General features: G+C 53.5%; 27 protein-coding genes and 1 other RNA gene. 2 read left to right on the plus strand and 26 right to left on the minus strand.

What is annotated here, in order from left to right; translation table 11 throughout:
- Positions 1 to 41 precede the first annotated feature (41 nt).
- From FYJ64_RS08165 to FYJ64_RS08195, 7 genes are all read right to left on the minus strand, one after another.
- Positions 42 to 1,178, minus strand: a complete 1,137-nt coding sequence (locus tag FYJ64_RS08165) for an iron-containing alcohol dehydrogenase (RefSeq protein WP_206045598.1) — start codon at positions 1,176 to 1,178, stop codon at positions 42 to 44.
- A 285-nt stretch (positions 1,179 to 1,463) separates the two neighbouring features.
- A complete protein-coding gene (locus FYJ64_RS08170) occupies positions 1,464 to 2,897 on the minus strand; it encodes a nicotinate phosphoribosyltransferase (protein ID WP_154574671.1) in 1,434 nt (477 codons plus the stop codon).
- A gap of 79 nt (positions 2,898 to 2,976) precedes the next feature.
- A complete protein-coding gene (gene uvrA / locus FYJ64_RS08175; RefSeq protein ID WP_154574672.1) occupies positions 2,977 to 5,808 on the minus strand; it encodes an excinuclease ABC subunit UvrA in 2,832 nt (943 codons plus the stop codon).
- A gap of 24 nt (positions 5,809 to 5,832) precedes the next feature.
- On the minus strand, positions 5,833 to 7,803 hold the full coding sequence (gene uvrB / locus FYJ64_RS08180; protein WP_235897153.1) for an excinuclease ABC subunit UvrB: 1,971 nt from the start codon (positions 7,801 to 7,803) through the stop codon (positions 5,833 to 5,835).
- A gap of 31 nt (positions 7,804 to 7,834) precedes the next feature.
- Positions 7,835 to 8,689: a bifunctional 5,10-methylenetetrahydrofolate dehydrogenase/5,10-methenyltetrahydrofolate cyclohydrolase gene (locus FYJ64_RS08185; RefSeq protein ID WP_154574674.1), complete on the minus strand. Its 855-nt coding sequence runs from the start codon at positions 8,687 to 8,689 to the stop codon at positions 7,835 to 7,837.
- A 129-nt stretch (positions 8,690 to 8,818) separates the two neighbouring features.
- Positions 8,819 to 9,715, minus strand: coding sequence for a YitT family protein (locus FYJ64_RS08190; protein ID WP_154574675.1), 897 nt, complete (start codon positions 9,713 to 9,715; stop codon positions 8,819 to 8,821).
- Entirely contained in the window at positions 9,715 to 10,203 is a 489-nt protein-coding gene (locus tag FYJ64_RS08195; RefSeq protein ID WP_154574676.1) for a YbaK/EbsC family protein, read from the minus strand. The genes FYJ64_RS08190 and FYJ64_RS08195 overlap by 1 nt, the downstream gene beginning before the upstream one ends.
- A gap of 295 nt (positions 10,204 to 10,498) precedes the next feature.
- Here FYJ64_RS08195 and FYJ64_RS08200 point away from each other — a divergent pair, with 295 nt between their 5' ends.
- On the plus strand, positions 10,499 to 11,920 hold the full coding sequence (locus FYJ64_RS08200; protein ID WP_154574677.1) for a sodium-dependent transporter: 1,422 nt from the start codon (positions 10,499 to 10,501) through the stop codon (positions 11,918 to 11,920).
- 128 nt (positions 11,921 to 12,048) lie between these two features.
- Here FYJ64_RS08200 and recR read toward each other — a convergent pair whose 3' ends face one another.
- From recR to FYJ64_RS08225, 5 genes are all read right to left on the minus strand, one after another.
- Positions 12,049 to 12,654, minus strand: a complete 606-nt coding sequence (gene recR / locus FYJ64_RS08205) for a recombination mediator RecR (protein ID WP_154574678.1) — start codon at positions 12,652 to 12,654, stop codon at positions 12,049 to 12,051.
- Positions 12,655 to 12,661: 7 nt separating this feature from the next.
- Complete coding sequence (locus FYJ64_RS08210) at positions 12,662 to 13,027, minus strand: YbaB/EbfC family nucleoid-associated protein (protein ID WP_154574679.1); 366 nt, start codon at positions 13,025 to 13,027, stop codon at positions 12,662 to 12,664.
- Positions 13,028 to 13,039: 12 nt separating this feature from the next.
- Positions 13,040 to 14,731: a DNA polymerase III subunit gamma/tau gene (gene dnaX, locus FYJ64_RS08215; protein ID WP_154574680.1), complete on the minus strand. Its 1,692-nt coding sequence runs from the start codon at positions 14,729 to 14,731 to the stop codon at positions 13,040 to 13,042.
- 206 nt (positions 14,732 to 14,937) lie between these two features.
- Positions 14,938 to 15,037: signal recognition particle sRNA small type (gene ffs, locus FYJ64_RS08220), an RNA gene on the minus strand.
- A 200-nt stretch (positions 15,038 to 15,237) separates the two neighbouring features.
- Positions 15,238 to 16,044 carry an Asp23/Gls24 family envelope stress response protein gene (locus FYJ64_RS08225; protein ID WP_154574681.1) on the minus strand — a complete coding sequence of 269 codons (807 nt, stop codon included), beginning with the start codon at positions 16,042 to 16,044 and terminating at the stop codon, positions 15,238 to 15,240.
- A 74-nt stretch (positions 16,045 to 16,118) separates the two neighbouring features.
- Here FYJ64_RS08225 and FYJ64_RS08230 point away from each other — a divergent pair, with 74 nt between their 5' ends.
- On the plus strand, positions 16,119 to 16,289 hold the full coding sequence (locus tag FYJ64_RS08230; RefSeq protein ID WP_075712723.1) for a DUF362 domain-containing protein: 171 nt from the start codon (positions 16,119 to 16,121) through the stop codon (positions 16,287 to 16,289).
- Positions 16,290 to 16,370: 81 nt separating this feature from the next.
- Here FYJ64_RS08230 and FYJ64_RS08235 read toward each other — a convergent pair whose 3' ends face one another.
- The 14 genes from FYJ64_RS08235 to FYJ64_RS08300 form a co-directional block, all read right to left on the minus strand.
- The gene (locus tag FYJ64_RS08235) at positions 16,371 to 17,057 is read right to left on the minus strand and encodes a redox-sensing transcriptional repressor Rex (protein WP_075715025.1); all 687 of its coding nucleotides are present in this window, start codon (positions 17,055 to 17,057) and stop codon (positions 16,371 to 16,373) included.
- 124 nt (positions 17,058 to 17,181) lie between these two features.
- The gene (gene acpP, locus FYJ64_RS08240) at positions 17,182 to 17,415 is read right to left on the minus strand and encodes an acyl carrier protein (protein WP_075712724.1); all 234 of its coding nucleotides are present in this window, start codon (positions 17,413 to 17,415) and stop codon (positions 17,182 to 17,184) included.
- Positions 17,416 to 17,487: 72 nt separating this feature from the next.
- Positions 17,488 to 19,503, minus strand: a complete 2,016-nt coding sequence (locus tag FYJ64_RS08245; RefSeq protein ID WP_154574682.1) for an ABC-F family ATP-binding cassette domain-containing protein — start codon at positions 19,501 to 19,503, stop codon at positions 17,488 to 17,490.
- 2 nt (positions 19,504 to 19,505) lie between these two features.
- Entirely contained in the window at positions 19,506 to 20,522 is a 1,017-nt protein-coding gene (gene tsaD / locus FYJ64_RS08250; RefSeq protein ID WP_154574683.1) for a tRNA (adenosine(37)-N6)-threonylcarbamoyltransferase complex transferase subunit TsaD, read from the minus strand.
- Positions 20,523 to 20,996, minus strand: coding sequence for a ribosomal protein S18-alanine N-acetyltransferase (rimI, locus tag FYJ64_RS08255; protein ID WP_154574684.1), 474 nt, complete (start codon positions 20,994 to 20,996; stop codon positions 20,523 to 20,525).
- Positions 20,997 to 21,716 carry a tRNA (adenosine(37)-N6)-threonylcarbamoyltransferase complex dimerization subunit type 1 TsaB gene (gene tsaB, locus FYJ64_RS08260; RefSeq protein ID WP_154574685.1) on the minus strand — a complete coding sequence of 240 codons (720 nt, stop codon included), beginning with the start codon at positions 21,714 to 21,716 and terminating at the stop codon, positions 20,997 to 20,999. It abuts the gene before it with no gap.
- On the minus strand, positions 21,704 to 22,123 hold the full coding sequence (gene tsaE / locus FYJ64_RS08265) for a tRNA (adenosine(37)-N6)-threonylcarbamoyltransferase complex ATPase subunit type 1 TsaE (RefSeq protein ID WP_154574686.1): 420 nt from the start codon (positions 22,121 to 22,123) through the stop codon (positions 21,704 to 21,706). The genes tsaB and tsaE overlap by 13 nt, the downstream gene beginning before the upstream one ends.
- Positions 22,120 to 22,677 carry an ECF transporter S component gene (locus FYJ64_RS08270; protein WP_075712729.1) on the minus strand — a complete coding sequence of 186 codons (558 nt, stop codon included), beginning with the start codon at positions 22,675 to 22,677 and terminating at the stop codon, positions 22,120 to 22,122. The genes tsaE and FYJ64_RS08270 overlap by 4 nt, the downstream gene beginning before the upstream one ends.
- Before the next feature lie 20 nt (positions 22,678 to 22,697).
- Positions 22,698 to 24,134: a dipeptidase PepV gene (gene pepV / locus FYJ64_RS08275; RefSeq protein WP_154574687.1), complete on the minus strand. Its 1,437-nt coding sequence runs from the start codon at positions 24,132 to 24,134 to the stop codon at positions 22,698 to 22,700.
- A 109-nt stretch (positions 24,135 to 24,243) separates the two neighbouring features.
- A complete protein-coding gene (locus FYJ64_RS08280; RefSeq protein ID WP_154574688.1) occupies positions 24,244 to 24,468 on the minus strand; it encodes a NifU family protein in 225 nt (74 codons plus the stop codon).
- Between the two features lie 268 nt (positions 24,469 to 24,736).
- Positions 24,737 to 25,024: a hypothetical protein gene (locus FYJ64_RS08285; protein ID WP_154574689.1), complete on the minus strand. Its 288-nt coding sequence runs from the start codon at positions 25,022 to 25,024 to the stop codon at positions 24,737 to 24,739.
- A 19-nt stretch (positions 25,025 to 25,043) separates the two neighbouring features.
- On the minus strand, positions 25,044 to 25,673 hold the full coding sequence (locus tag FYJ64_RS08290) for an amidase domain-containing protein (RefSeq protein ID WP_154574690.1): 630 nt from the start codon (positions 25,671 to 25,673) through the stop codon (positions 25,044 to 25,046).
- Positions 25,670 to 26,053, minus strand: a complete 384-nt coding sequence (locus tag FYJ64_RS08295; protein WP_206045600.1) for a hypothetical protein — start codon at positions 26,051 to 26,053, stop codon at positions 25,670 to 25,672. Before FYJ64_RS08295 ends, FYJ64_RS08290 begins: the two co-directional genes overlap by 4 nt.
- Positions 26,054 to 26,229: 176 nt before the next feature.
- Complete coding sequence (locus tag FYJ64_RS08300) at positions 26,230 to 26,664, minus strand: hypothetical protein (protein ID WP_154574692.1); 435 nt, start codon at positions 26,662 to 26,664, stop codon at positions 26,230 to 26,232.
- Between the last annotated feature and the right edge of the window lie 14 nt (positions 26,665 to 26,678).

Raw genomic sequence — 26,678 nt, forward strand, 5'->3', positions numbered from 1 at the left:
TCCGACAGCGTTGCGGCAACGCAACAAAAGGGACCTCCGGCCTACGGCATTATCCGGCGGAACACGCGGATTATCTCCTCCTCATTCATTCCGTCACAGAAACCCTCGCCGACCTGCGGGACTGAATCCATCGTTTCCTCAGCCAGTTTCTCCGGCCCGATACCGGCGCTGCCCAGTTTACGGGGAAGTCCGATTTCATCGACGAACGTCTCCAAACGCTCCTGCCCCCTTCGGGGTTCCTTTTCTCCAAATACCTGCCGGTAAAACTCTGCAAATCTTTCACCGTTTTTCGGAAACATTTCCCTGCACCACGCGGGAATCAGCATCGCCAGCGCCGCACCGTGCGCGAGTCCGTATTCCTTTGTAAGAATATGAGACATGGTATGACAGGCAAAGTCCCCTCCAGGTCCCAACATATCACTGTGAGCCGCCGTCGCCGCAAACATCATCTCCGCCCGGTTCTGCAGATCACCGGGATCATGAATCACACGGGGAAGGCATTCCGTCACCGTCTTCATCAGTCCGGCTGTCATTCTGTCAAGGAGAACGCTTTCTCTTCGAAGATCAAAAAAACGCTCGAACGCATGGGCGAAAACATCGAAGCCTCCCGCCGCGGTCTGCCGCGCCGGAAGCGTCACCGTGAGCGCCGGATCCAGCAGAGCAAAGCGGGGTTTGAACTGTGGAAAGTAGCGAAGCAGCTTGTCGTGGGTCTCGTGATCCTGGATCACCGCCATTCCGTTGGCTTCACTTCCCGTCGCAGGAAGCGTCACGACTGCACCGACGGGCAGAAATGCCTCCGGTTCAATATCGCCTCTGAACAGTTCCTCAACCGTTCCTCTCAGGCAGGCGCCGGCCGCCGCCGCCTTCGCGGAATCGATGACGCTTCCGCCGCCCACAGCCAGAATCCCGTTCAGTTCTCGATCGCGAATCACACGAACCGCTTTCCGGATAAGTTCACTGTCCGCATTGGCCGTCACACCTCCCTGGGGCACCACCGTGCATCCGGCCTCTTCCAGACGCGCTGTCAGGCGCTGCCCCAGTCCGGTACGAAAAATACGCTCGCTTCCATACAGTAGCAGAATCCGATCCGCATACCGCTTCATCTGCATCCCCGCCTGTTCTTCAGCACCCTCTCCGAAAATGATCTCCGTGGGAATGCTCATCGTAAAATTATACATTCTATTCATCTCCCGTTGTCTTGATTTCAGGTCCGCGTCCCGCAACAGAACGCACCCCCTTTGCTACTATTAATGCAAGGGTTATGCCATCCCTCAATTCCTCCGCGATTTCACGAGGCACAAAAACAAAAAGCGAGGCGAATCCGCCGTTCCATTCGGATGCGTCTCACCTCACAAGTCATTTGTTTCCATATATTCTCCGGGAGATATTGCAGCGATGCCGCATACAGTGCTCCGCCGGAGGCCGCGCCCCATCAGAGACTGCACTCTGCCGAAGCCTATTCTCTATCGGATATTATGCTCCTCGATCAGATCGTTCTTGATGTTCCAGAGTTTCTGGGAAAGATCCACGTAATATGTCTGCGGATTTTCAAAGCGCAGGGTCTCCTCCCACAGTGTCTCCATCTGCTCCGCGCAGTAATTCCGCACAGTCTCAATATCAGGACAGTCATAGACCTTTTCGCCGTGCCTGAAGAGCTGTACCCGCAGATTGCGGACATAGAAGTTGTTCAGAGTCTTCTTTTTCCAGATGGCGTTCGGATCAAAGATCACATATCCGTCCTGCTCGGGGATGGTCTCGCCGTCCACCGTCAGCACATCCGCCAGAGCCTTGTCGCTGTCTCTGTCATAGAGACGGTACAATGTCTTGAATCCCGGGTTTGTGATCTTTTCCACGTTCTCTGAAATCTTGATTTTCGGGATGATCTTCCCGTCCTTCTCCAGCGCCGCCAGCTTGTATACGCCGCCGAACACCGGTTCAGACTTGGCGGTGATCAGCCGCTCGCCGACTCCGAAGGAGTCGATCTGCGCGCCCTCCAGAATCACGTCACGGATCAGATATTCATCCAGAGAATTGGAAATGGTAATCGTACAGTCCTGCAGTCCGGCCTCGTCCAGCATCTTCCGCGCCCGCTTTGTGAGGTAGGCGATGTCGCCGGAATCAATGCGGATCCCCATCTTTTTCGGTTTCATCCCGTGGAATGCCCGGATCGCTGCAGGAACTCCGGATTTCAGCACATTATAGGTATCCACCAGCAGAATGCAGTTGTTCGGATAGATCTCCGCGTATTTGATAAAGGCATCATATTCAGTCGGAAACATCTGCACCCAGCTGTGCGCCATGGTTCCCAGTGCCGGGATATGATGATCCCGATCCGAGATAGTGCAGGCCGTACCGCTGCAGCCTCCGATATATGCCGCTCTGGCGCCCATGTCCGCCGCCGTTGCACCGTGCGCCCGGCGGGAACCGAATTCCATAACCGGCCGTCCCTGCGCAGCACGGACGATTCGACTCGCCTTCGTGGCAATCAGACTCTGATGATTAATGATCAGAAGAATCATTGTCTCCACGAACTGCGCCTGAATGACAGGCCCCCGAACCGTCACAATCGGCTCATGAGGGAAAATTGGCGTCCCCTCCGGAACCGCCCAGACGTCACACTCGAATTTAAAATTCTTCAGATAATCCAGAAATTCCTCGCAGAAAATTCCCTTCCCTCTGATATACGCGATATCTTCCTCTGTAAATTTCAAATTGTCCAGATATTCCACCAGCTGTTCGATACCGGCCATGATGGCATATCCGCCCTCATCCGGCACTCTGCGGAAGAACATGTCAAAATATGCAATATCGTTCATCATACCTGACTTCAGATATCCGTTTGCCATCGTAATTTCATAGAAATCCGTGAGCATCGTCAGGTTTTTTTCTTTAACCATTTGGTTTCTCCTTTTGGTTACTTCGTGTTCAATGTATTCCCGGCGATCTTGTCATGCCGGCTCTGCCCACCATTATACTCTACTTAAGCATTTTCTTCAAGAACTGTCCGGTATAGGACGTTTCACACGCCGCGACCTCCTCCGGCGTACCCGTCGCAACGATGGTCCCGCCGCGGTCTCCGCCGTCCGGCCCCAGATCGATAATGTGATCCGCCCGCTTGATCACGTCAAGATTATGCTCGATAACCACCACTGTATTTCCCGCGTCGGTCAGCTTGTCCAGCACGGCCAGGAGTTTATCCACATCCGCGAAGTGGAGCCCCGTCGTGGGCTCATCCAGGATGTACAAAGTCTTCCCGGTGCTGCGCTTCGACAGCTCTGTCGCCAGTTTGACTCTCTGTGCCTCTCCGCCGGACAACTGGGTAGAGGGCTGACCAAGCTTGATATAGTCCAGACCGACCTCGTTCAGCGTATCCAGCTGACGTTTGACCGACGGAATATTCCTGAAAAAATCCAGTGCTTCCGCTACGCTCATATCCAGAACATCAAATATGCTTTTGTCCTTGTATTTCACCTCAAGGGTCTCCCGGTTATACCGCTTCCCGTGACATACCTCACAGGGCACATAAACATCCGGCAGGAAATGCATCTCAATCTTGATTATCCCGTCTCCGTTGCACGCCTCACACCGGCCGCCTTTGACATTGAAGCTGAAGCGTCCCTTCTCGAAGCCCCGCATCTTAGCTTCCGGGAGACTCGCGAACAGATCCCGGATATGAGTGAACATTCCTGTATAGGTTGCCGGATTGGAACGGGGCGTGCGTCCGATAGGCGACTGGTCGATGTCGATTACCTTGTCGATATTCTCCAGCCCCAGAATCTCGTCGAATTTCCCGGCCTCCTGCTGAGACCGGTTGATAACGCGGGAAGCTCCCTTGTTCAGGATCTCGTTAATCAAACTGCTCTTTCCGGAGCCGGAAACGCCGGTCACACAGACGAATTTCCCCAGCGGGATCTCCACATCAATGTGCTTCAGATTATTCTCCGCCGCACCCCGGATGATAATTTTCTTTCCGTTTCCGGGCCGGCGCGCCAGGGGAACCGCGATTTTCCGTCTGCCCGACAGATACTGCCCCGTAATCGACTCTTCGCAGGCGCAGATGTCCTTCACCGTTCCCTGTGCCACCAGCCGTCCACCATAGATCCCCGCTCCGGGACCGATGTCGATAATATGATCCGCGGCATACATGGTATCCTCGTCGTGCTCCACCACGATCAGCGTGTTTCCCAGATCAGTAAGGTGTCGCAGCGTCGCAAGGAGTTTATCGTTGTCCTTCTGATGAAGGCCGATGGAAGGCTCATCCAGGATGTACAAAACCCCGGTCAGACCGGAGCCGATCTGCGTTGCCAGGCGGATGCGCTGCGCCTCGCCGCCGGACAGTGTTCCTGCCGCACGGCTCAGAGTCAGATAATCCAGTCCCACATTGACAAGGAAATGCAGCCGTTCATGGATTTCCTTCAGAATCTGACGTCCGATCATCCGATCCTTATCCGACAGTTCCATGTTATCCACAAAATCCAGCGCCCGGCGTACTGACATATCCGACAGCTCCGCAATGTTGCAGCCGCCCACGGTGACTGCCAGCACCTCCGGTTTCAGCCTCTGTCCCTTACAATCAGGACACTGCTTTGTTACCATGAATTTACTCATCCGCTCCTTGAAGAAATCCGATCCCGTCTCCCTGTAACGGCGTTCCACATTGCTGATCAGACCTTCAAACGGATGGTTACGTTTCTGCGTCTTACCGGTGCTGCTCACATAGGTATATTTGACATTGCGGTTTCCGGTGCCGTAAAGAATCTCCCGACGGAATTTCTCTGGAAGCTCCCGGAATGGAACGCTGAGATCCACGCCTTCCTGCTCTGCAAGCACCCGTACGATATTTTTGTAGAAGCCGCTGAATTCCATGGTGGCATAGATGCGCTTCAGCGCTCCCCTCAGGATGCTTTTGTCCATATCGATCATGGTTTCCGGCACGATTTTCTCTGTGAAACCCAGTCCGCTGCAGGTCTCACATGCGCCGAAGGGACTGTTGAAGGAAAACATCCTCGGTTCCAGCTCTTCAATGCTGGCTCCGTGCTCCGGGCATGCGAGCTTGGTGGAAAAAGTCTGTTCCTTTTCATAATCCTGATGTCTGAGCCAGGCGTTCACCAGCCCCTCGCCCTCCTTCATGGCCAGCTCCACAGCCTCTGAAATGCGGCCCTCCTGACCGGGCTTCACCACCACACGGTCGATGACGATTTCAATCGTATGGCGGAATTTTTTATCCAGCCGGATCTCATCCTCATCCACCGAAAGCGTTTCTCCGTCCACCCGGACGCGGGTATAGCCCTCTCTGCGGATGCGGTCCAGAATCCGGACGTGCTCCCCCTTCCTCTGGCGTACAACCGGCGCCATAATCATGACACGGGTTCCCTCCGGCCAGGACATGATGGCGTCGACGATCTGATCCACAGTCTGAGAAGAAATCGGCCGTCCGCATACCGGGCAGTGAGGCTTCCCGATCCGTGCGTAGAGAAGACGGAGATAATCGTGGATTTCCGTTACCGTACCGACTGTGGAGCGCGGATTCTTGCTGGTTGTCTTCTGGTCAATAGAGATGGCCGGTGACAGACCACTGATAAACTCCACATCCGGTTTGTCCATCTGGCCCAGAAACTGTCGGGCGTAAGAGGACAGACTTTCCACATATCTCCGCTGTCCCTCAGCGTAGATCGTGTCAAACGCAAGGGAGGACTTCCCGGAACCGGAAAGCCCTGTCATCACCACCAGCTTATTTTTCGGTATTGTCACGTCAAGGTGCTGCAGATTGTTTTCATTGGCACCCTTGACGATGATTTCATTTTCCATTTAATTCCCCTTTTCCACCGGCTTTCACAGCCTGCTTGACTTATATTCAAAAATTCGGTCGCGGAGTTCGGCCGCTCTCTCAAACTGCAGATCGTCTGCGGCCTGTCGCATCTCCTTCTCCATCTCCTCCAGGTATTTTCTGAGTTCCCGGGTCGTCAGTTCTTCAGGCTTCTTTCCTTTGTAGCCCTTTTCCTCCGCGGGACGCGTAGCCTCAATCACAGCCCGGACGGATTTCTCGATGCTCCGCGGCGTGATCCCGTGCTCCTCATTGTATCTCTGTTGTATGCTCCGGCGCCGTTCTGTCTCATCAATGGCGGCCCGCATTGCCTTACTGATGGAATCCCCGTACATGACGACATGTCCGTTCACGTTTCTGGCCGCACGTCCGATGGTCTGAATCAGCGAGGTCTCCGTCCTCAGGAATCCTTCCTTGTCCGCGTCGAGGATAGCCACCAGCGTCACCTCGGGAATATCCAGACCCTCTCTCAGCAGGTTGATCCCCACCAGAACGTCGAATTCCCCCAGACGCAGATCGCGAATGATTTCCAGCCGTTCCAGCGTATCGACCTCCGAATGCAGATAGCGGGTGCGAATCCCCGCATTCACCAGATAATCCGTCAGGCTTTCCGCCATCTTCTTTGTCAGCGTAGTCACAAAGGCCTTTCCGCCTCCGGCAATCGTTGTGTTCAGCTCACTGATCAGATCGTCAATCTGCCCCTCCGTTGGACGGACGTCGATCTCCGGATCCAGCAGCCCCGTAGGCCGGATCACCTGCTCCGCGGTAATACCGTCGGAATGCTCCCGCTCATAGGCTGCGGGCGTGGCGCTGACGAACAAAATCTGGTTCACCAGAGTCTCCCACTCCTCGAATTTCAGCGGACGGTTGTCCAGCGCCGAAGGCAGCCGGAAACCGAAATCTACCAACGACTGTTTCCTGGAACGATCGCCCGCATACATGGCTCGCAGCTGCGGGAGCATGACATGAGACTCATCAATCATCACGATAAAGTCCTCCGGAAAGTAATCCATCAGCGTATAGGGGCGGGAGCCGGGCGGCAGTCCGTTCAGATGCCGGGAATAGTTTTCAATGCCCTTGCAGGTGCCGATCTCCCGGAGCATCTCCATGTCATACCGTGTTCTCTGCTCGATGCGCTGCGCCTCCAGCAGTTTTCCCCTGTCTTTAAAGTAGCGGATCCGTTCCTCCAGTTCTTCCTCGATGGTTCCCATGGCGCGTTCCATATTTTCCGGCGAGGTCACATAGTGGGTTGCCGGATAAATTGCCACATGGTTCCGCAGACCGACAATTTCACCGGTTACAGGATTAAGCTCCTTGATGGTCTCAATCTCATCGCCGAACAGCTCGATGCGCACCGCATTGTTCGCACCCGCTGGGAAGACATCCAGAATATCTCCTCTGGCGCGAAAGCTGCCGCGCTCCAGCACCATATCGTTTCTCGTATACTGGATATCCACCAGTTTCCGCAGAATCTCGTCCCGGGACTTCTCCATTCCGGGGCGCAGAGAAATCATCTGGTTCTCATAGTCGAACGGACTTCCCAGTCCGTAAATGCAGGAAACGCTGGCAACGATGATCACATCCCGGCGCTCAAAAAGAGCCGCGGTGGCACTGTGCCTCAGCTTTTCGATTTCATCGTTAATCTCCGAGTCTTTCTCAATATACGTGTCGGTGGACGGCACGTAAGCCTCCGGCTGATAATAGTCATAATAGCTGACAAAGTATTCTACGGCGTTTTCCGGAAAAAACTCCCTGAATTCGCCGTGCAGCTGCGCCGCCAGCGTCTTGTTATGAGAAATGATCAGAGTCGGACGCTGCATCTGTTCGATGACGTTCGCCATCGTAAAGGTTTTGCCGGAGCCGGTGACTCCCAGCAGCGTCTGACATCTTTTTCCCGACCGGAATCCCTCCACCAGCTTTTCGATTGCCTGAGGCTGATCGCCGGTGGGTCTGTAATCCGAATGAATTCTGAAATCCAACCTGTTTCCTTTCTTACTGCGCTGCGGTTCGCTACTTCGCCAGTATCTGCGCGGCACGCACAACATGGGCGGCCAGCACAGATGTCGTCACTCCTCCGACACCGCCCGGCACCGGGCTGATGGCGGCCGCTTTTTTTGAAACTCCCGAAAAATCCACATCTCCACAGAGTTTGCCCGCTTCGTTCACATTAATTCCGACGTCCGCTACAACCGCTCCTTCGGAGACCATATCCGCGGTTATCATGCCGGCCCGCCCCGCAGCTGCGGCAATCACCTCTGCCTGTCGGCAGGCGCCGGGCAGATCCTTTGTACGAGTGTGGCACATCGTCACCGTCGCGTTCTTCTTCAGGAGCATCATGGCCAGCGGCTTCCCCACCACCATGCTGCGCCCCACCACGGTGACACGCTTTCCACTCAGCTCTATCCCGTAAAAATCAAGCATTTCCATCACGGCTTCCGCAGTGCACGGCGCATGTCCGTCTGAATCTCCGCCGAACACCTTGGCGATATTGACCGGACTCATACAGTCCACGTCCTTGATCGGGTTAATCATTCCGGCAATCTCCTCTTCATCCAGAGTGGGAGGGAGCGGCCGGAAGAGCATAATTCCGTGAACGTCCGGATTATCATTGACACTGCGGAAAGCATCCGCGAAATCCTTCTGACTGATGTCCTCCGGAAGTTCGGTGACATCCATACGGATTCCGACGCTCTCCATTCTCTTGCGTGCACCCCGTTCATACGCCAGATCGTCCGGACGTGCGCCGACCCGGATAATATTAATCACCGGTTCTATACCCTGAGTTTTCAGTTCTGTAACATCCTGAAGTATTTTTTCTTTCATGGCGGCAATTACCTCCGCCCCTTTCATTATCATTCCTGCCATTTGTCTCCTCCTGCCTGACATTCGGTTTCATATGTTTATTAACGGTTTCTCCCGTCGCTCTCCTGCCCGCGGTTTTTAACCAACTTACTGACAGCGTGTCTGCCGCAACGTCTTGACGCTGGCAGCGCCTCACTCCCGCGGTCTCGAATAGAAATGTCCGGCCAGACGTTCTGTTTTCAGCACATTGATGAATGCATGGGGATCCACTTCGTGAATCTCCCGGATCAGCATCGGTGCCTGATCTGCACCGATAACCGAGTATATCATGTGCTTTGTGGTTTCCCGGAAAAAGCCTTCGCCCCGGAACAGCGTCGCATCATGGTGCGTAAGAATGCTGATCTTATCATAGACAGACTCCGGCATATCGGTAATCACGATGAGAGTCAACTGGTTATATCGCTTGAACAGATTCTGAATGACCTGTGTCGTAACGAACTGGAAAATTATGGAATACAGGGCTTTGTCCCACCCGAAAAAGATACCCGCGAGGCTCAGAATCACAACGTTGCCGGCCAGTATATAATTCCATGCATTGATTCCCTTCCGTTCCAGCAGAACAATGGAAATGAAGTCCGTTCCACCGCCGCTGGCGTCCATCCAGAGACACAGAACGATGGTCATTCCGTTGATGAGACCGCCGAAGATACAGATCAGAAGCACATCATAGGTGATGGGAATCGCCGGAATCGCATCGGTCAGTACACTGGACAATATTGTAAAGTACATTGAGTAAAATGTGAACTTTTTTCCGAGGTACCGCAGCCCCAGATAAATCGGAAAGATATTCAGTGGCAGAAAAACCGCAGAATATGCCAGCTTCAGACCCAAATATTTGTCGGTCAGCCGTATGATCAGCAGCGCCGCGCCGGAAAAACCTCCGGGAAACAGATCCGCCGTATCGACGAAACTGTTCAGATTGAAGGCCGATAAAAGTGCCGCAGCAGAGATGACCAGAATCCGCAGAACCTCCCGGCGGAGCTTCTGTTTTCTCGTCAGCGGTTCCCTGGGTGTCCTATGGGAAAACATTACTGAACCTCCGGTAATTTACTGACGTCGATCCATTCCAGCGCCCGGGAATACCGGAACAGTTCGTCCGGGCTGAGTTCTATCGCGCTGTTCGAACTGCCGCAGGCCGGGAAAACTGTGTCGAAGCGTTTCAGGGATTCGTCACAGTAAATACGGACGTCCGGATTGTCCACCGCAAAGGCGCAGACTCCGCCGACAGCGTGCCCTGTCAGCTCCAGCACCTTCTCTGCGCTCAGCATCTTCGCCTTGTGTCCGAAGGTCTGTTTGAACTTCTGATTGCTGACACGCGCGTCTCCCGCAAACTGAATCAGAATGCAGGCATCCTCCTGGTCAGGAACCTGAAACGACAGCGTCTTACAGATGCGGGCTCCCTCGACTCCCACCGCCTGCGCCGCGAGCTCCACGGTCGCGCTGGAAACGTCGAACTCCCGGATGCGGTCCTCTAGACCGAACTGACGGAAATATTCTTTTACCTTATCGATTGCCATAACTGCCTCCCGTATGAACAATGCCTGTGCATCAAACACGATTATTATATCACAGTCCTCCTGATTATTCATCGGCAAAAGACAATATTCGTTGACACATTTTATTCAGACAATTATAATTAGTGCATGCTTATTAAGTCCCCGTCGGACTTAACCGGCGCTGATAGCGGTTCGTCCGCAGCGCCCCGGCGCACAATCCGCGGCAAACTGTATGGCGTGCTGTGCGCCGGCATGCACTAATTGATGCATACTTTTTAAACGAGCATTACTTTGAAAAACGGAGGAGTTTATTATTATGTCTGATTCTGGAAAGGGTGGATTCAAATCCAACTTTGGTTTTCTGATGTCGGCGGTCGGCGTCGCCATCGGTCTGGGCAACATCTGGAGTTTCCCGTATAAAATGGGAGCGAACGGCGGATTTGCCTTTTTGCTTGTCTATATTCTCATGGCAGTCTTTGTGGGCTATCCGCTGCTCTTGGCAGAATTTTCCCTAGGCCGCAAAAGCGGAAAGGGCGCTGTGGAAGCATTCCGTGAAGCCAACCCGCGTTTTGCATTCACAGGCGTGTTTGAAACCGCCGTCCCGTTCCTGCTGCTGTGCTTCTACTGTCTGCTAGGCGGAATGGTCATGCGCTACGCCGTCGTCAACTTCGGTGACGTCATCGGCGCATCCTTCGGACTTCACGGTATGGCGAGCAGCGATTTCTTCGGAAGTTTTGTCTCCGATTTCAAGGTGCTGGCGATCTTCACACTGATCTTTCTCGGGATGACCTCTTATGTCGTGTACCGCGGCATCGAACAGGGAATCGAGAAATTCTGCTCTGTCGGAATGCCCATTCTGTTTGTGATGCTGGTCATCACAGTCATTCGCTGCTGCACGCTGCCAAACGGAATGGAGGGTCTGCGTTTCATGTTCAAGCCGGACTTCTCTGTATTCGCAGGAACCGGCTGGTTCAAGGTGTTTGCGACGGCGGGAAGTCAGATGTTCTTCTCGATTTCTCTGGGCTCCGGCGCACTGATCGCCTACGGCTCCTATATGAGAAAGGAAGACAACCTGGAGAAAAGCGCACTGATCGTTCCTGTCATGGATACCGCCGCGGCGCTTCTGGCAGGCATGGCTGTTTTCCCGGCAGTATTCTCGGAAGGACTTGAGCCCTCTGCCGGACCCGGACTTCTGTTCGTATCTCTTCAGACTGTTTTCGACGCGATGGGAAAGGCCGGCCCTCTCTTCGGATTCATCTTCTACGTCCTGGTCTTCGTGGCGGCATTTTCTTCATCTATCGGTATGATGGAAGGCGGCATCTCCGCACTGATGGATCACCGCATACGCAAAGGAAAACCGGCCGGCCGCGGCCATGTAACGATTCTGATCACCCTGACCACACTTCTCGGAAGCATCCTGGTCGCGCTGGATCAGCTGGGTGGAAATCCCTCTGTCTGGAAGCCCTTCGGTCTGGGCAGCTGGCTGGACGTGTTTGACCTGGGTGCGGAGGGCATCCTGATGCCCCTTGGCGGATTCCTCACTGCGATTCTTCTGGGCTGGTCCAGACGCGGATTCATCGATGACGAAGTCCGGCTGAGTTCCGATTATCGCAGCCGTCCCTTCGTCGATTTCTGTCTGCGGTATGTCAGTCCGATTTTCATGGCGATCGTCATCTTTGTGCAATTCAGCAGCTTTTTCTTCTCCGGCACAGGATGGTATAAGGCGCTGATGGGATAACAAAGCGAAGTCCGGAGAAGCCACAGGCTTCCCCCGGCGGAGCGGAAGAGTTTACTGTACACTAACAAAATACGGGTCCGGGCGGCTGACAGCCGCTTCTGGATACCCGTTTTTTATGTTCTTCACTTTTACAGATCGGTGCGCCCTTCGATCGCCTTCAGCAGCGTCACCTCGTCCGCATATTCCAGATCTCCGCCTACCGGCAGCCCGTGAGCGATTCGCGTCACGCGGATACCGGACGGCTTCAGAAGACGCGCAATATACATGGCGGTCGCCTCTCCTTCGATGTTGGGATTCGTCGCAAGAATGACCTCCTTCACCTCTTCATGCTGCTGAAGCCTCAGAATCAGCTGCTTCAGGTTGATGTCCCCCGGGCCGATCCCCTCCATCGGAGAAATCACACCGTTCAGAACATGATAGCGCCCGTTGTATTCACGGATGCGCTCCATGGCCATTACATCCTGAGGACTTTCCACTACACAGAGGATATCGTCCCGCCTGCTTTTGTCGCTGCATATCCGGCAGGGATCCTGATCCGTCAGGTTTCCGCAGACGGAACAGTAACGCATGGTTTTCTTCGCCTCACGAATGGATACAGAGAGTGACTCTGCCTCAGCGTCCGGCAGGGACAGAATATGGAACGCAAGTCGCTGGGCGGTCTTATTGCCGATACCCGGCAGGCGGGCCAGCTCACTAATCAGGCGCGCCAGTGGTTTCGGATACTGCTGTGCCATAAATCGCCTACATTCCGGGGATATTCAGACCGCCTGTCAGCTTGCCGTATTCATCGTTCGTCAGCTCGTCAATCTGCCTCATTCCCTCATTCACCGCAGCGATTACAAGATCCTGCAGAGTCTCTGCATCATCCGGATCAATGACCTCCGGCTGAATCGTCAGAGATATCAGTTCCTTCTTCCCGCTGACGACCGCCGTCACGACGCCGCCCCCCGCAGTCGCGGTAACTTCTTTTTCCTCCAGCTCGGCCTGCATCTGCTCCATCTGCCTCTGCATAGCCTGCATCTGCTGAATCTGAGCCATCTGACCTTTTTTTCCACCCCTGGCTCCGCCCGTTTTGGGGCGCTTTCCTGCTTTCATTCCTTTGCCCATGAAAAACCTCCGTTATCTTATATCTACTTTTGTTCCCAGAATATCTGCGGCCTCGCTGGCCACCTGCTGCAAACGTTCATCCTTCGACCGGTTTCCCTCCTGCTTCATCTCCCGGACGACCATTTTCCTCCGCCGCCCGGTTCGCTGTTCCATCAGGTCGCAGATCTGCTCTGAATTCCGTTCAAGCATACGACGCGCCATATCTCCGCTGACGATGAGCTTGAATTCACTGTCATTCATCGACGCCAGCCGTGCGTTGCGCATAGTGGCGCCTGCGCTGTTCTGACTCAGCCCGTCCGCCTCGCACACATCCCGCCAGATTTCGTCCAGCCTGTCAGAGCTGTCGGCAGGTGCCCTCGCAGCAGGTTCCGTTCCGGCATTCTGTTCCGCCGCCGGCGCTTCCGCAGACTTAGGCAACCTGCTGTTGTTCGACGCCGGCATTTCCTGCCGCGGCGCCCGGGGAGACGCGGAGCGGCCCGGCGAACCGGCCTTTGTTCTCCGCGAACTCACATCATGACCTGCAGCAGCGCCGCCGGAAGTCCGTCCGGTTTCTGCTGCTCTTCTCGGCTGCGCAGTTGCTCCTCCCGTCTGTGTCTCTGCCCGGCCGGCATATTCCATATCCTCGGCAATGGTTACAATTGCAACCTCCATCAGGATTCTGGCCTGAGTCGAATAGCGGGCGTCACTGATGGTGTGTGCCAGCGTGACAATATTACGATTCAGCGCCTCCAGCCTAATATGCCCCGCCTGCTCCTTCAGCAGGTCGATATTCTCCAGAGACATGTTCAACATATCCTGCGGCTCCTTCACGAACTTGGCAATGAGCAGACTCCGGTAATACTCCATCCAGCCGTGCATCAGCTGCCGGATGTCCTTTCCCTCCTGCAGCGCTTCCTCCAGAAGCAGCAGCGCTCCGGCAACATCGTGTTCCAGCGTCCGTTCCGTCAGATCAGCATAGAACTCCACAGATGCAGCTCCCAGAAATTCCAGGATCACATCACGATCCAGCAGCGGTTCTCCGGAGCTCATGCACTGCTCCAGCAGGCTCAGCGAATCTCTCACCGACCCGTCTGCATTCATCGCCAGCAGAGCGAGAGCGTCCTCCGTGATCTCCACCCCGTGCGCGGCGCAGATCCTCCGCATGTTCTCCCGAATCTCCCGGCCGGATACACGCTTGAAATCCAGGCGCATGCACCGGGAAAGGACGGTCGGCGGAAGCTTCTCCGGATCCGTGGTTGCCAGGATGAAAATAACGTCTGCCGGCGGTTCCTCCAGCGTTTTCAGAAACGCGTTGAACGCGTTGGTGGTCATCATATGAACCTCGTCGATGATGTAAACCTTCTTCCGGCCGACAACCGGCGGATAATTCACGCTCTCGCGGAGATCACGCACATCCTCCACACCGTTGTTGGATGCCGCATCGATCTCAACCACATCGACGTATCTACCCGCCGCAATGTCCCGGCAGGTGTCGCATACTCCGCAGGGCTTCTCTCCGGACTCACCGGTGCAGTTCACCGCCTTGGCCAGAATCCGCGCCATAGTCGTCTTCCCGGTGCCCCTCGTCCCGCAGAACAGGTACGCGTGTGCCACTGTATCCGTGGCGATCTGATGCCTCAGAATTTTGACAATGTGCTCCTGCCCGAGAACCTGCGAAAATGTTTCCGGGCGGTTTTCTCTGTACAAAGCCAGGTATTGCTTCATGACTCCTTCTTTCTTTTCGCTGCACAAAAATACGATCCGGCGCGCTCGCCCCGATGTCCGCAGGCTCCCGCATTTTCGCCGGAAGGCCAACCCCGGGATTTCGCTCCGGCGCCGGATATCCGCAGCAGGGAGGACCCCTCTGCGCTGACGCACTGTCGTACAGACGCCGAAAAATCAAAATTGCCCTTTAGTAGCTCCGCATGACGTAGGAAAAGGCTTATCTGCGGCACATAAGAACTTCCGCTTATTGCTGCTTCCTTCCGGACCTGACAAGGTTCACGGCATCCTATTGCGCAGGACCCAGACCATATCAGGCGAAGCTAATAAAAGGCAATTTCTGCACTCAGTCTATTATATTGTTTTTGGAAGGCAGTGTCAACCGGTTTCCCAGCCATGAGAGCGTCCGGTTTCCCAACCATGTCGGTATCCGGTTCCCGCATAGTCTCCGTATAAGCCGGCGGCCTGCCCCACCGTTCTTCCTGTCGGGGCATCCGGCACGATGTCTCTTATACGATTGCCTTTATCTCCACATCCACTCGCACGACGTTAAAGGCGGTCATGTACTCGATCTGCTCCGCCAGCGCTTTCTGGAAACCAAGTGCCGCATCCCAGAACCGGGCGTTCGAGTCCACTGCGATTTTTACATCCACATCCAGCGCGTCCGGCGCAGTGTTTTCATAAACCTTCATCACCTTTGCAATGCCCGGCGACTCGTTCCCGACGCACACGGCAATATCAGTAATAACCGAGTCCGAAATAAAAAAATCACCCATATAGCTGAAGGTAGGTCTCACAACCGTCCGCTCCGACTGCCGGTCACCTCCGAACAGTCCGCCCCGGAATATTCTCAGCGGATCCATGAAATACCCCGCAAAATCCCGTTTCAGCTGGAGCGTCGGCACCGGGATCACGTGTTTTCCCTGGCCGATTCTCTGCTTTTCGGCAGTCTCCCGTTCCTCCTCCGTCGTAATATCCTCAATGTGGATCCGACGGCTGACGGGCGGAAGTCCCAGACGCGCGACAATCTTATCTGCCATCCGGTCCGAGGTTCCGATAATCAGAATGCTGTCCGGTGACAGTTCCCGGATCCGGGAGGCCACGTCCTGCTGATGCGCATCCTGGGTGAACAAAGCCGTTTTGATTGCGCCCACATGCGTCTTCTGGCGCTTGGCAGAAATACCGGCCTCCACCCTGCTGTGATAGATAAAAAGCCCGTCGTCGATGATGCTTTCTATGTTCTCCTCATTGCAGAGATTCATGGCCTGATAGCTTTTCCCGGTGCCACTTTTACCTGTCAGAGAATAAACTTTCACCTTTACTAACCTGCTTCTTTCTGCTATAATAATAAGCGATTCATTTTAAGACATGTCTAAAGGAGGATTTACCAATGGCTTACAAGATTACAGATGCCTGCATCAGCTGCGGAGCTTGCGCACCTGAGTGTCCGGTTGAAGCGATCAGCGAAGGCGATACTCAGTACGTCATCGACGCAGATACCTGCATCGACTGCGGAGCATGCGCCAATGCATGTCCTGTTGACGCTCCGGTTGAGGGCTAAGCGACATCGATCAGACAATAACCGTTCCGCGAAAGCGAAACGGTTATTTTTTATGTCCTGTCTCTTTCACCGTCTCACGCTTCAGTCCCTCGCACTCTTGTCGCTCCTGCGAAGCTCCTCTGCGGCAGCCTCCTTCTTCTGAATATCATTCATATGATATGCCAGCGAATGCAGACTGTCCGACAGATGCACAACCTCCAGCGCCACATGACTCGGAACCTCGATGTCCGTGGGGGCAAAATTCCAGATACCCTTGACGCCTGCGAAGGAAAGCTTGTCCGCAACCTCCTGCGCGTTGTCGCGGTTCACGCAGATGATGCCGATATCTATTTCCTCTTCCTCCACATATTCCACAATATTTTCATAGTCCAAGATCTCGATTCCGTCCAGATCCTTCCCAATCAGATTCGGATTGATATCGAAGGCTGCGCACACCTTGAAACCCTGCTTGTGAAAATGAGTGTATTTGGCGATCGCCTGTCCCAGATTGCCGGCGCCGACAATTACCATGCGGTATTCTTTGTCCAGCCCGAGAATCGCGCTGATCTCCTTATAAAGACCGTCCACACTGTATCCGTATCCCTGCTGCCCGAAGCCTCCGAAATTGTTCAGGTCCTGCCGGATCTGCGATGCCGTGTATCCGATCAGATTGCTGAATTCCTTGGAGGAAATCTTCTCCACGCCTTTCTTCTTCAGCTCGATCAGATATCTCCTGTACCTCGGGAGCCTCTTGATTACCGCGTTTGAGATTTTCGCATTTTTCGCCATACATTCCACCTCTCTTTGTGTTAGAAATCGCATCCGATCCGCTCTGTACCGGGAATATTTTGTGTATCAGAAATCATATCCGATATGTCTTTCGACAAGAAAAACCCGCCGCGGCGGGTTTTCATCAATCGTTCAGATTGTCGTCCACATATTTCACAAGATCGCCGACCAGCTGGAATTTCTCTGCTTCCTCGTCCGGAATCTCGATGTCGAATTCCTCTTCAATCGCCATGATAATCTCAACCGCATCGAGAGAATCCGCTTCCAGATCTTTCATCAGATTTGTATCCATAGTTACCATTGATTCGTCAACACTGAGCTGCTCCACAATGATGTCCCTAATCTTTTCAAATGTCATAATAAACCTCCTGAATCCGTGTAATCACAAAACTAATTATAGAATAGTCATTTCCGTATTGCAAGCAATTTTTTACGACAGTTCAGCCCATGTGTCGTACACATACTCCAGTTCTTCCTGACAGGCTTTCAGTTTCTCGTCCAGTTCCGCAAGTTTCACCGGATCCGAAAGGTGCTCCGGAAGGCACATCTGTTCCTGCAGTTCAAGAATCTCCGCCTCCAGACTCTCGATCTCCTCCTCAAGCCGTTTCTGCTCCCGCTCTCTGCGTCTTTCCTCCGCCTGAAGTTTCTTTTTCAGAGCGCGCTCCTCCGCAGCGGTAAGATGCTTCCCGTCTTCGCCCCTGACAATCATCCCCGCAGCCTTCTGTGCGCTGTGGAGTCCTTCCAGCAGCTGATCGTTCCGTCCGGCCTCCTCTTTGAGTTCGTTCAGATATTTCCGGCCGGAGGCGACAGACGCTTTTTTCTCCTCGTAATAATCGTATCCGCCGACGTATTCCGTAATCCCGTCCGCATTCAGTTCATAGATGCGCGTTGCCACCTGATTTAGAAAATAACGGTCATGAGATACTGCGATTACCGTTCCCGGGAATTCCCGCAGCGCCTCCTCGAACACTTCCTTTGAGTTGATGTCCAGGTGGTTTGTAGGCTCGTCAAGCACCAGTGTATTCGCTCCGGAGAGCATCAGCTTTAACAAAACAAGTCTCGCCCGTTCCCCGCCGCTCAGATCATCGACACGCAGAAACACCTGCTCCGAGGTGAACAGAAAACGGCCCAGCAGTCCCCGGATCTCGCTGTCCCGGTACAGCCGGTACGCATCGTGAACCTCGTCCATAACGGTTTTGTTCCCGTCCAGCATTTCCTGCTGCTGATCGTAATATGCGAAAGTCACCTGGTGTCCCCGCTTCAGATATCCCTCTGCAGGTTCAATCTCGCCCATCATGATCTTCAGCAGCGTAGTCTTTCCGATTCCGTTGGGCCCGACAATGCAGATGCGCTCCCCGCGCTTGATGTCGAAATCCACATTCCGGAAAAGCTCCCGGCGGTCTCTGCCGATTCCGAAGGACTTGCTCAGCCCTTCTCCGATAAGCACATCGTTTCCGCTCTGGAAATCCTGATGGAAACGAATCTTCACCTTCCCGGTCTCCTGCTCCGGACGATCGATCCTCTCTATGTGAGCCAATCTCTTTTCCCGGGAAGCCGCCCGTTTCGCGAGATGCTCCGTCCCGCGCTCCTTGAAGCGCCGGATGATGTCCTCCTGCCGTCGAATCTCCTCCTGCTGCTTTTCATAAGCGCGGAGATCCACCTCTCTCTGCTGCCTTTTCTTTTCCGCGAACGCGGTATAGTTTCCGTTGTAGGCCTTCAGCCGGTGATGCTCGATCTCAAAGATTCTGGTACACATCTGATCCAGGAAATACCGGTCGTGGGAAACCAGCATAACGGTACCTTTGTAGTTCCGCAGGAACTGCTCCAGCCATTTCAGCATACCGATATCAAGGTGATTAGTGGGCTCGTCCAGCAAAAGGAGGTCTGGCTTTCCCATCAGCAGGCACGCCAGCGCAAGACGGGTCCGCTCTCCGCCGGAGAATGTGGAGATTTCTTTGTCGTAATATTCCTCTCCGAATGCCATGCTGGTAAGGATCCCCTTCATCTCACTTCTCCAGGAAAACCCTCCCTCGCTTCGGAAGCGGTCCTGCAGCAGCCCCAGGCGCTCCATTGTCCGGCTGTATTCCGGCGTTTCCGCATTCCCTTCCGCCGCCATTTCCGCGATACGGTCCGACAGACGATGAATCTCCGCCTCCATTTCGTCAAACTTCCCGTAAATGCGATGAACCTCCTCCATCAGAGTCCCGTCAGGAGAGAAATCATCCTTCTGGCTCAGGTACCCGACAGTGGTGTCACCGGACACGAAAAAATCGCCGGAATCCGCATGATCGCGTCCGGTCAGTATGTTGAGAAGGGTGGTCTTGCCGGCGCCGTTCGCGCCGACGATCCCGATCCGGTCTCCTTCGTTCACATGAAAGGAAACGCGATCCAGAATGATATCTACCCCGTATGCTTTTGTCAACTCAGTCGCCGATAATATGATCATATTTATAATGGTAAGTTCGCATAGGCGTCCAGACTCAGGTCGTCCGGCCCCTGCATCCTGTATTTGTAGTAAGCTGCCGCGGCGATCATGGCGCCGTTATCCGTACAAAGCACCGGCTCCGGCATATAGAGCCGGATTCCTCTGGCGCCGCAGGCCTCTGCGAGCATCTGCCGAAGGCGGGAATTGGCAGCGACTCCGCCGGCCGTCACCAGCCGGTCTGCCCGGGTCTGCTCCGCCGCCAGCATGGTTTTGTCCACGAGCACGTCCAGCATCGCCTGCTGAAAACTCGCCGACAGATCCGCCACGTTCACCTCACGCCCCGCCATCCTCTCGCGGTTGATGTAATTCAGCACCTGCGTTTTCAGTCCGCTGAAACTGAAGTCCAGACTGCCGTTTTCCAGATACACCCGCTTGAACCGGATCGCGTCCGGATCTCCGTCCTTCGCCGCCCGATCCACCTTGGGACCTCCGGGATAGCCGAGTCCGACGACCCGCGCCACCTTGTCATAGGCTTCTCCCACCGCATCGTCCCGCGTTCCGCCCAGAACCGTGCACCGGTTGTAATCGGTCACCTCAACGATGTTGGTGTGCCCTCCTGATACGATTAATGCCAGGAACGGCGGCTCCAGTTCAGGATATTGCAGATAGCTGGCGCTCACATGACCATGCATGTGATTGACTCCCACCAGGGGGATTCCCGCGGCAAGGGACAGCGCCTTCGCAGTCGCCACGCCGATGACCACTGCACCGATCAGACCGGGGCCGTTGGTCACGCCGATCAGATCCACATCCGCCAGAGAAACCCCTGCCTCCGACAGCGCCTGATCCAGCACGCCGTTGATGTTCTGAAGATGATGCCTCGATGCGATTTCCGGCACCACTCCGCCGAACTTCGTATGCACCGCAATCTGTGAACTGATTATATCAGACAATACTTCTCTCCCCTCCGCCGTCACCGCGATGGAGGTCTCGTCACAGCTGGTTTCGATTCCGAGGGTAATAAATTTTCCGTCTTTCATTCAGGACTCCTCTTCTCTCTGCTCAGGATCGCCGATGCGCCACATGATGACCGCATCCTCTCCATCGTCTTCGTAATAATTCGGCCGGGTTCCCACAGAGCGGAAGCCGAACTTTTCATAGAGATGCTGCGCCGCCACATTCCCGGCCCGCACCTCCAGCGTATGACTTTTGACGCCTGAATCCTCCGTCACACGAATCAGCGCACTCATCAACAGAGAAGCCACATGCTTTCCCTGATACTCCGGGAGCACCGCCACATTGTTGATATGACCTTCCTCCCGGATATTCCAGACACTCACATATCCGATCAGGCAGCCGTCCTTCTCCGCCACAATATACAGAGCCTTTGGATTCTCTTCCAGATCCCGGCGGAGGGAATCGAGGCTCCAGGGCACGCTGAAACAGGCCTGCTCAATGCGTTCCAGACCTTCTGCATCTGCCGGTTCTCCTTTTCGTATGATCAGCTGTATCATTTACCTGCTCCTGAATTTCGCCATTTTTGCTTCCCTCAGCCTAGCCAGGGTCCCGTCGCGCAGCTTCTGCTCCGCCTCGGTCTCCCTCATATACCGGGGAAGCAGTTCCTGATAGCTCACGATTTCGCCGGCCTCCAGCTTCTCCGCCGCCATCCGCACAGTAAGCGCCGCCGTCGGATACCGTTCTTCCTTGTCCGCGAGATCGAACCCTGTCAGCAGTTCACGGCCCGCGTCGATTCCGTCTCCGTAGAACAAAGGCCTCACCGACTCCTCACGGATCCTGTCCAGAACCTCTGTCAGCATATACGGACCCGGCTTCAGAATATCTTCTCCGTTCGCATCGAAAACAGCCCCGTAGACCTGTCCCCGACGGGCGTTGAAAATCACCGCGACAGGCCTGGTCCCGTCACAGCAGAGGCGAAACTGGTCCAGCGCTCCCACCGCCACAGCAGGAATTGACAGCGCCTGCGCCATCGCCCGCGCCGTGGAAACGCCGATTCGTATGCCGGTATACGAGCCCGGTCCTACAGAAGCCGCGACCGCCCGTAGCTCCCGGGGTGATATTCCATTCTCCGTGAGCAGCTCCTGCGCCATCTCTGCCAGCCTTCGCAGATGCCCCATCGGCTCCTCCATCCGCTTCATCGACAGCTGTCCGGTCTGCGGATCATACAGCGCCACCGAGCCGACCGGTCCGGTGGTTTCGATTCCTAAAATGTACATTGACAGATCCGCTCTCCTTCCTGTTCTCCGTAGCTTATGAAGATTACCTTTGTCTCATCGGGCAGAAGTTCCGCAATCTGATCCGCCCACTCTATGACGCAGACCCCGCCGGCATCGAAATATTCCTGCGCACCGGTCTCCAGCAGTTCTTCGCCGTCCTTCAGCCGATACACATCGAAATGAAACAGCGGGATCCGTCCGCTGCGGTATTCCTTCACGATTGTAAAAGTAGGGCTGGTGACAGGTTCAGTAACCCCCAACCCCCGGGCAATCGCACGGGTCAGCGTCGTTTTCCCCGTTCCCAGATCACCCACCAGCGCTACAATATCTCCGGGATTCAGCTGTTCAGCCAGCTGCCTCCCGAACTCTCCGGTCTCCCGTTCGTTTCTGATCCGGACAGTTCTCATCGGGCTCCGTCCTCCGCCCTGTGTATCACGTTGGATATTTTTTTGTACACAAAGAATGTTACGACCGCGTTTATCCCCGCCTTGGAGAGGTTAAAGGGAATGATGGCCGGCAGCATAAGCGCCACCACCGCCTGGCGCTGCATTCCGTAAAACAGCGGGTCGATGATGTAATTCATCAGCGCCATCACCGCTGTCATCGTCAGCGTTCCCAGAATCAGCGCAAGCACCGCACTCTTCTTTGTACGGTTCCTCCGGTACAGAAGCCCCGCCACAACAGCGAAGCATCCCGTCGCCGCCACATGCATCAGAAACCCGACCCATGTGTCCTGCCCCAGGATAAACGCCTGAACAAAAGCCGCGAGCACCGTGACAAGCAGTCCGGCAAGCGGGCCGAAGGCAAAAGTCGCGATCAGAACCGGCACGTCCGCCAGCTCGTATTTGAACGCGGGGAACAGCGGAAAGGGGAAGGACAGAAAGACCAGCACGCAGGAAATTGCGGTCAGCATGGCCAGCGTCGTCATCTTCACCCGGTTATATCTTGAATTCATTCTCATACAGGTTACTCCGAAACAAATTACTTCAGCGAGAAATCCTCACTGCTGAGACGATACAGCGTCTCAGTATAAATATCGATCATCTGGAAGAAACGGTCCGCTGCAATCTTCTCATTTCTCTGATGCATGATGTCCGGATCCCCCGGGAAAAGACCTCCGAAGGCCACCATATTGGGACACGCCTTCGCATAGGTTCCTCCGCCGATGACCATAGGGCCGTGCTCTGTATCCCCCGTCTTCGTCCGGTAAATATCCATCAGTGTTGTGATCAGCGGGCTGTCCGGCGGGAAGTAAAGCGGGTTCTGGTTCCCGTTCTTCACCAGCCCGAGATTGTACCTGTCCAGAATCGGCATGACAGCCTGATAGAGCTGCTCCACGTCCACAGTGACCGGGTAGCGAACGTTCAGTTCTATGGCGATGCTCTCCTGATCGTAGGTGACGATGCCGTTGTTCATGGTCAACTTTCCGGAGGCCTCGTCCTCGAATCCGATATTCATCCCCTCGCCGCTGCACTGAAAGCCGATGTGATGATTGTAGAATTCGATGAATTCGTTGATGTCGTCACTGGCGAAATTCAGCCTTCCCAGGAATCCGAACAGTACGGATATCGCGTTCAGTCCGTCCTGCGGGGATGCGCCGTGACAGGCCTTTCCCTCTGCGGTGATCTCCAGCGCCTGACCGACACCCTTCGCCTTCAGCCGGTATCCGGTCTCCTCGCGGTATTCGGCCAGTTCGTTCCGGATATGGTCGTAGGTCTCTTTGAAATCACTTTTCACAACAGCTCTCGCGGCGTCCGGAACGATGTTCCGTGCGGTGCCTCCTGACAGGCGGCTGAGCTGCAGACCCTTCGCAGGGCTCTTTGGAAGCTTCTTTGCAATTTCCAGATCACAAAGCCCTTTTTCGCCGTTGATTACCGGGAAATCCCCGTCCGGCGTGATTCCGAAGTCAGGCGCCTTGACACGTTCCAGGTAATAATCCATTCCCTTCCAGTTGGTCTCCTCATCCAGACCCAGAATCAGGCGGATCCGCCGCTTCGGTTCGTACCCCGCGTCCTTCAGCGCCTTCATAGCGTAGAACGCCGCTACCACGGGGCCTTTGTCGTCCGTCGTGCCTCTGCCTGTAATAAATCCGTCTTTTTCTTCTCCGCCGTAGGGATCGAAATCCCACTCGCCGAGGGCCGGCACCACATCCAGGTGTCCGACCACGCCAAGGGTCTCCTCACCTTCGCCGAAATCGATGTGCCCGCCGTAATGATCGATGTCCTCTGTCCGGAATCCATACTCTTCTGCCTTCGAAAGCATATACGCAAAAGCATCCTGTACGCCCTGCCCGAATGGAAAAAATTCCCCGGACGCAGACGTGACAGGATCCCCCGCATCGCTTTTGATTCTGATCAGTTCCTTCAGAGTACGGACCGCCGGGCCTTTCTGCTGTTCCACATACTGCGCCAGGTTCATGTCCACTCCTTCCGATTCACGATTCTGCCGTTTCCTGTTTTCCTTTCGCTCCGTCAGCGCTCTCCCGCGGTTTCACCGCCGTGACGCGCATCCCTGAAGCGGCGCGGAATCAATCAACAGCCTCTACACCTTTAATTTCAGGAACTGCCTCCTGCAGGATCTGCTCCACGATTCCCTTCAGCGTCATTCTGGCGCCCGGGCATCCCGCGCAGTGTCCCATCAGTCTGACCCTGGCGATATTGTCGCCGGTAACCTCGACCAGCTCGATATCTCCGCCGTCTCTGGCAAGCACCTGTTTTACATCGGCCAATGCCGCATTGATTTTCTCTTCCATATTATATATCCTCCATTTTTCAGTCTGTGATTTTCGCTTATGTAATGTCTATACCCACAACCCGCTCTCCGCAAACACAAAGTATTTCCCGTTCCGCCGGCGCGGGCTTCAACACTCATTCATTATACTAATCCCGGCGAGGAATGTAAACCCTGTTGAAACCGTTTTTAATCTTTTCACCCAAAAAACCGCGGCAATATTTTTCATCCGAAAAGCCGCGGCAATAACAACGTCTCTCTCCGAATCCCATTCTGAAGGCGCCTTAATTTTATCCTTCGCCGTAATACTTCACAAATTTCAAAGGTCCGAAGTGATATACAATCCAGGTTGTCAGTGTCCCCTGCGTGGCCTTTTCAACCGGCGCATTCTTTGTAATAACATACAGATCTCTGTCGCGGGTCGCTGCGTCAGACGCTTTATACTGCATCGTAACTGCACTCGCAGGCGAATGCGTAAACACCGCGGCCCTGAACATGAATCCTGTAGAGCAGACTGCAGATACAGCAAGAATCAAAACAACACCCAGAATCACAACAGTTTTTTCCTTTTTTGTCATAACTTTCACCCCCTGTTGATTAGAACTTAAGAGCCCTATATGAAACTGCACCACTTATATTTTTTACCGGTTCATCCAATCTGTCCTTACTATGCCCACAGTACTTTCTTGCTCCTTTAGAACCTCCTGTAATAATAATCGAATGGAACCATTTCCCATCACCATTTTTTAATTGAACTACGTCGCCTATTTTTGCGCCATTATGAAGCTTCGCCTTGCTCGAATAGCTCGCAGTTGCTATACCCTTATTTTTCCAGTATGTATAAAAATCACTTACACGAATAAATGATGTACTTTCCTTCCACCTATATATGTAATGATTTGTATGCCATTCTTCATAACGCACACTATACCAGTACTTTGTAGTGTCTTTCACTCCCACCGGAATTGAAGACGGTTTACTCATAGATTTGCCGCCCGCTTTTACACACTGTGAAACAAAGTTCGTGCAATCAGCGCTATGAGACTTATATTTAGAATTCCTTGATTTTGCCCATTTCTTGGCATATTTTACCGCATCCGAGTCATTATATCCATTTGGTTCTATGGATTCATTAAGAACATTATCATACTTTTCTTCTGCGGCCATTTCCTCACGAGCCTCTTCTTTGATTAAATCAATAGTTTTATCTTGCTCGTCTTTATTCAAAAAAACTTTTTATCTTTTTCAACAACTGCTTCTTGAACATTCAAATTGCTCAGATACTCACTCGCATAAATCTTAATATCTTCATATTGAGGTAATTCCTTCAGGTTTTTATCATCTTCAAACATCAATAAGTCTGTCAAGTAGTCTACATACTCAATACTACCAATTTCAATTTTTACATTATTTTTTTTAAAAAACAGTTCAATAAATTTTTCAGCATCTGAAACCCTATTTACTTTAAATGTGGTTAGCCGAGTACTCCCGTTTAAATTCTCTTCAGTATCATCTGCAAAGGAAACTATACTCATCGCAAAAATAACTAGTAAACAGGACACAACACAAATAACTGAATATCTTTTAATACGATTTATTTTCATCATCGCTCCTCTCTGATATTGTATTCTATAACGCATAATATATCAACTCAAACTGCAGCCGTCTCCTAAGTCATCGTCCTCACCTCCCGCTTATAATAAAAACATTGCAGCTATATCCTTCTTTTCCAAATACACCCTTGCTATGTTTCTAACAGGCACACGGTATACATACACAACATTCAATGTTTCTTAGTTTTGCTGTAAATCTTTATAGTTTCGCTATCATCTCCGGTATATGTTATGACTTTTGTATATACGCGATATAGCCCGCCGGACACCGTCTTTGTTTTCTCTATGTACGTGACCCTGCTCGAACTGTTCTTCCCCCAGCTTTTGACAGTATTCCATTCATTGTCTTTTTTTTGCTGAAGATTCATCGTGATTTTCACTCTATCTGCACTGGATTTACGAGTTATTTTAGCTGATGCTGTCGCCATGTCCCCTGAAATCGACAAATTCGTTGAGGCTGAGCTGATATATTCATATTCATCTATTATTTTCTCCCCAGCCTGATGTTCAACATCTACCGCATAAACAGCCACAGTCCCCGATAAAACAACCACCAGCATAAAGCAAATAGCGAATAATGCTCCTCTGCTTACATTCTTTTTCATAATGCAAAACCCTC

Source organism: Hornefia butyriciproducens (genome assembly GCF_009695915.1).
Classification (GTDB): domain Bacteria; phylum Bacillota; class Clostridia; order Peptostreptococcales; family Anaerovoracaceae; genus Aminicella; species Aminicella butyriciproducens.

What these genes read in the sequence shown, in the direction of transcription:
- FYJ64_RS08230 (WP_075712723.1), top strand. Translation starts at nt 16,119, where the DNA reads ATGGCTTACAAGATTACAGATGCCTGCATCAGCTGCGGAGCTTGCGCA.
- tsaB (WP_154574685.1), bottom strand. Translation starts at nt 21,716, where the DNA reads ATGTACATTTTAGGAATCGAAACCACCGGACCGGTCGGCTCGGTGGCG.
- FYJ64_RS08185 (WP_154574674.1), bottom strand. Translation starts at nt 8,689, where the DNA reads ATGGCAGGAATGATAATGAAAGGGGCGGAGGTAATTGCCGCCATGAAA.
- rimI (WP_154574684.1), bottom strand. Translation starts at nt 20,996, where the DNA reads ATGATACAGCTGATCATACGAAAAGGAGAACCGGCAGATGCAGAAGGT.
- tsaD (WP_154574683.1), bottom strand. Translation starts at nt 20,522, where the DNA reads ATGAAAGACGGAAAATTTATTACCCTCGGAATCGAAACCAGCTGTGAC.
- FYJ64_RS08190 (WP_154574675.1), bottom strand. Translation starts at nt 9,715, where the DNA reads ATGTTTTCCCATAGGACACCCAGGGAACCGCTGACGAGAAAACAGAAG.
- FYJ64_RS08165 (WP_206045598.1), bottom strand. Translation starts at nt 1,178, where the DNA reads ATGTATAATTTTACGATGAGCATTCCCACGGAGATCATTTTCGGAGAG.
- FYJ64_RS08300 (WP_154574692.1), bottom strand. Translation starts at nt 26,664, where the DNA reads ATGAAAAAGAATGTAAGCAGAGGAGCATTATTCGCTATTTGCTTTATG.
- tsaE (WP_154574686.1), bottom strand. Translation starts at nt 22,123, where the DNA reads ATGAGAACTGTCCGGATCAGAAACGAACGGGAGACCGGAGAGTTCGGG.
- FYJ64_RS08245 (WP_154574682.1), bottom strand. Translation starts at nt 19,503, where the DNA reads ATGATCATATTATCGGCGACTGAGTTGACAAAAGCATACGGGGTAGAT.
- FYJ64_RS08195 (WP_154574676.1), bottom strand. Translation starts at nt 10,203, where the DNA reads ATGGCAATCGATAAGGTAAAAGAATATTTCCGTCAGTTCGGTCTAGAG.
- dnaX (WP_154574680.1), bottom strand. Translation starts at nt 14,731, where the DNA reads ATGAAGCAATACCTGGCTTTGTACAGAGAAAACCGCCCGGAAACATTT.
- FYJ64_RS08270 (WP_075712729.1), bottom strand. Translation starts at nt 22,677, where the DNA reads ATGAGAATGAATTCAAGATATAACCGGGTGAAGATGACGACGCTGGCC.
- recR (WP_154574678.1), bottom strand. Translation starts at nt 12,654, where the DNA reads ATGGCACAGCAGTATCCGAAACCACTGGCGCGCCTGATTAGTGAGCTG.
- FYJ64_RS08200 (WP_154574677.1), top strand. Translation starts at nt 10,499, where the DNA reads ATGTCTGATTCTGGAAAGGGTGGATTCAAATCCAACTTTGGTTTTCTG.
- FYJ64_RS08295 (WP_206045600.1), bottom strand. Translation starts at nt 26,053, where the DNA reads ATGATGAAAATAAATCGTATTAAAAGATATTCAGTTATTTGTGTTGTG.
- FYJ64_RS08280 (WP_154574688.1), bottom strand. Translation starts at nt 24,468, where the DNA reads ATGGAAGAGAAAATCAATGCGGCATTGGCCGATGTAAAACAGGTGCTT.
- FYJ64_RS08285 (WP_154574689.1), bottom strand. Translation starts at nt 25,024, where the DNA reads ATGACAAAAAAGGAAAAAACTGTTGTGATTCTGGGTGTTGTTTTGATT.
- FYJ64_RS08235 (WP_075715025.1), bottom strand. Translation starts at nt 17,057, where the DNA reads ATGGCGAAAAATGCGAAAATCTCAAACGCGGTAATCAAGAGGCTCCCG.
- uvrA (WP_154574672.1), bottom strand. Translation starts at nt 5,808, where the DNA reads ATGGAAAATGAAATCATCGTCAAGGGTGCCAATGAAAACAATCTGCAG.
- FYJ64_RS08170 (WP_154574671.1), bottom strand. Translation starts at nt 2,897, where the DNA reads ATGGTTAAAGAAAAAAACCTGACGATGCTCACGGATTTCTATGAAATT.
- acpP (WP_075712724.1), bottom strand. Translation starts at nt 17,415, where the DNA reads ATGACATTTGAAAAGATTAGGGACATCATTGTGGAGCAGCTCAGTGTT.
- FYJ64_RS08210 (WP_154574679.1), bottom strand. Translation starts at nt 13,027, where the DNA reads ATGGGCAAAGGAATGAAAGCAGGAAAGCGCCCCAAAACGGGCGGAGCC.
- pepV (WP_154574687.1), bottom strand. Translation starts at nt 24,134, where the DNA reads ATGAACCTGGCGCAGTATGTGGAACAGCAGAAAGGCCCGGCGGTCCGT.